This window comes from Sporosarcina sp. E16_8, from assembly GCF_017347095.1.
Lineage (GTDB): Bacteria > Bacillota > Bacilli > Bacillales_A > Planococcaceae > Sporosarcina.
Genome location: NZ_JADPRZ010000098.1, coordinates 1 through 3459 on the forward strand (window position 1 = coordinate 1; position 3459 = coordinate 3459).

Here is a 3459-nt window from a genome sequence, read left to right on the forward strand (position 1 = left end):
TAGGGTATAAGACACCTAAAGCCTTCTTGGAAGCGCATTTGTTATCTCAAAGCTAGTATTAAACTGCGTCCGATATATAGGGGGCAAACCACAGGTACCAAAATTTTATTTTAGAGGTTTTTCCAAATAGCGATAAATCGTCGTGCGAGACACGCCCCATTTTTCTGCAACGTCTTTAATCGGTGTACCACTTTCGATAAGTGTTTTCATCATTTCAATATCTTTTTCCCCAAACTTCTCTGGGCGACCACCAAGACGACCACGCGCTCTTGCTGCTGCACGACCAGCAGCTGAACGTTCTTCTATTAAGTTACGTTCAAACTCCGCAAACGCTGCGAACAAGTGGAACATCAATTGACCAGTCGCATTACTTTTATTCATTGTTAGGTTTTCTTGTAGACTATGGAAGCCGACACCACGTTCATTCAAACTATTCACAATGTGAATCAGATCCTGCATATTGCGACCAAGTCGATCCAGTCGCCAAACCACAATTGTATCCCCTTCACGTGCATACTCTAATGCTTCTGCTAATCCTGGACGCTGTTTCTTTGTACCACTCATCTTATCGTGAAAAATTTTACCACAACCATATTTCGTTAGCGCATCCATTTGCAAATCCAAATTTTGTAATCCTGTTGATACACGCGCGTATCCAATTAACACCATAATCACTCTTTCCTTATTTCTCTCTAAACTCATTGTAACATAAGATAAAATAACATAGGTTATTGCACATAGAATTATGAACAGAGTTTTGTTGCGAAAAAGGCAATAAAAAACGTACTTTTCAGATTGGCCAGCAGTGTGTTCAGAAAGGGACGAGTTTTGTAACAAACGACAACACCTATTAGATTAAGCTATGATAAAGTTTAGGAAAATTTATTTCAGATTGTTCAGCAATCGGGCCAAATTCTTGAAGAAGAATTGTACCATTTTCAGTAATATGGTAGATTAGTTTAATAATCTGTTATTTTATGTATAGTGTTGAATTAGTACCTAAGATGGTAAAAGAGGAGGGACAACATGAATAATAAGTATAAAAAATTATTGATTTACTTATTTTCAATCGGGTTCATAATCATTACTTCTTTTTGTATTAATCAATATTCGACTCACTTATCAACTCGTGATGTAGCAATTGAACAATATATAACAAAAGTGTTTGATAATGATTCTGCACAGCTAATAGATGTTGTAGAAACAGATATTTCTAATACTTATTATTTACTATTAAGAACAAATGGTTCAGATGTTATTAATACGACTGCTAACGTGAAAATACAAAAAAATATATTTGGTTGGAAAGTCACTACTGGATATAAGAGTGCCAACGCAGATTTATCTAAACATCTAATAGACAGAGAAACCAACACATTAAAATAATGCGTTACTAATTGCTTAATTCTTAATTCTTATTCACTAATCGGGTGCTTTAATCGTACAGCTTTGTGCAAGAATCGGGTGCGTTTGTGGCACAAATTTTATGCCGTTAACGGGCCAAATAAGAGATTAGAAGGAGGTAAATATCATAAAGCGTTTTATTGTTATTTTAATGATGACAAGTTTTTTACTATTATCTGCTTGTAGCGAAGAGAATAATACAAATTATTTCCCATCAGAAGAAGCTGCCGTTGAGGATTTAATTCAAAGCGAGGAAATTAAAGGAAGTATAGACTTGATAACTACAACGGACGAAATAGAAGTTTTAGTGATTGAACGAGATAAAAACAATTATTCTGTAGCTGAATTGTTAGAAGATAAAAATGGCTACACCGCCAATAGAATATCAGCAAATGTTGTTATGGAGTTAGGTGGAAGTTGGGAGTTAAAAACAAATTCCAAACAAAAATACACAATCTACTTTGAAAAAAAGCAAGAGAATCAGAACTTTTATCCTTTATCGAATGGGGATTATTATATCTCATTAGTAGAAGGTCATCAGATAACAAAGGAAGACCCAATTTCCACGAATTCAATAAAAGATATTAGGGCTGTAAAAGATTAATCCCGTGATAGTTGAAGGTTACCCAACAATATCAGTATTCCTTTATCGGGTGCAGTTGTTGAATAAGGACTGTGCCTCAATCGGACCATTTGAATTACAAATTTAGTTAAAAATGAATACATAACTCCAATGAAAGGGTGGGAGGTGTGGCTAATTTAGGTAAATATATATTTAGAAAGTTAGTATTAGTCTTTTTTATTGTAGTTTACATAAATATAGAAGCATTTATAGCATCTAGATTGTCTATTGATAATTTTGTTCTTGAACTTTTCTTAATAATTATAGCGATAGTATTAGCAATTATTACAACTGAAATTATTTTTAAGGATACCAGAAGAAGGTAATAAGCAAGATGTTATGAGACTTGCTTATCGACCTGAAGTATCTGTGAATATTTGTATACGTTATTCCTTTATCGGGTGCGATTCTAGAATAAAGAATCTGCCCCTTTTCAGTAATCGGGCCATTTTCTTTGGTAAGGTAAATTCAAATCATTGTAGTGCGAGGTGCGAAATGGGTAATTTTAATGAGCTACTTCCAAGAGATAAGTTTGATTTTGAAAGAATTAATGAAATTAATTTGATGAGGAACGAAGACGTTATTCCTCTACTGCCTGGTCTTCTTGAATGGATTCAGGATATGAATTGGCCCATAGCGTCCGGGGTTGTTGAAGTACTTTCAGCATATCCACAAGAAATTGTTCCCCATATAAAAAGGGTATTTTTAACTGAAGATGCAGTTTGGAAGTACTGGTGTTTAGAACATATAGTTAAAGATTTACCTATTTATGAAAAAAAGCTGCTGAGCGATGACTTAATAAGGATGAAAGAAACACCAACTAGAGATGAGCAGCTAGAAGAAGTGGACCAGAGTGCAAGTGAAATCCTATCTTCAATGTAACTGCCTTTATCAAAAAGTGCTGCATAGTACTGTTCCGAAATCGGGTGCATTAACCGAACACTGTTGTGCAAGAATAGAGCCAGATAAGTTAGTATGAATCGCATTTAAAAGGATTAGAGGTTAAATCAAGTGATAATGTTAAGTGGATTAAGTATCCAATTTTCATCCAGTTCTAAGACTCCTTATTTTCAGGTAAGCTCGAAGAAAAGAATTAGATTTGGATTGGAAAATTTAAATTTAAATTTAGTCAAAAAGATTATAGACGATATATTAAAGGAAGATTATCATATAAACGTTATATTTATTGCAGGGTATATTGTAAACAATAAACGTATTTCTTCAAAATCTAAAATCGGGAAATTTATAGATATTAAAAATTGGGAAGAAACTATTGTTCGCGAAGAAGATAGTGATCACAGATCCCCCTCTGTTAGGCTAGTTGTCGTAGGGTACTCTCCTGTTATACTTTAAATAATAGATGGAGGTCGTGCGACATGAAGAACGAAATTACAATTAGATATACGCAGGAAATGAAGGACGCTGTCCTCGTT

Annotated in this window: 5 protein-coding genes; 4 read left to right on the plus strand and 1 reads right to left on the minus strand. The window is 34.2% G+C overall.

Annotated elements, in window-relative coordinates; translation table 11 throughout:
* Window positions 1-105: 105 nt before the first annotated feature.
* A complete protein-coding gene (locus I2484_RS20805) occupies window positions 106-666 on the minus strand; it encodes a recombinase family protein (RefSeq protein WP_207152963.1) in 561 nt (186 codons plus the stop codon).
* 360 nt (window positions 667-1026) lie between these two features.
* On the opposite strand from I2484_RS20805, the gene I2484_RS20810 reads away from it, so the two are divergent.
* The 4 genes from I2484_RS20810 to I2484_RS20825 all read left to right on the plus strand — a co-directional run bounded on the left by I2484_RS20810 (window position 1027) and on the right by I2484_RS20825 (window position 3379).
* Window positions 1027-1386, plus strand: a complete 360-nt coding sequence (locus I2484_RS20810) for a hypothetical protein (RefSeq protein WP_207152960.1) — start codon at window positions 1027-1029, stop codon at window positions 1384-1386.
* A gap of 169 nt (window positions 1387-1555) precedes the next feature.
* Window positions 1556-2008, plus strand: a complete 453-nt coding sequence (locus tag I2484_RS20815) for a hypothetical protein (protein WP_186673773.1) — start codon at window positions 1556-1558, stop codon at window positions 2006-2008.
* Between the two features lie 513 nt (window positions 2009-2521).
* Window positions 2522-2908, plus strand: coding sequence for a DUF5071 domain-containing protein (locus tag I2484_RS20820; protein ID WP_207152961.1), 387 nt, complete (start codon window positions 2522-2524; stop codon window positions 2906-2908).
* Between the two features lie 129 nt (window positions 2909-3037).
* Window positions 3038-3379, plus strand: coding sequence for a hypothetical protein (locus tag I2484_RS20825; protein WP_207152962.1), 342 nt, complete (start codon window positions 3038-3040; stop codon window positions 3377-3379).
* Window positions 3380-3459 lie beyond the last annotated feature (80 nt).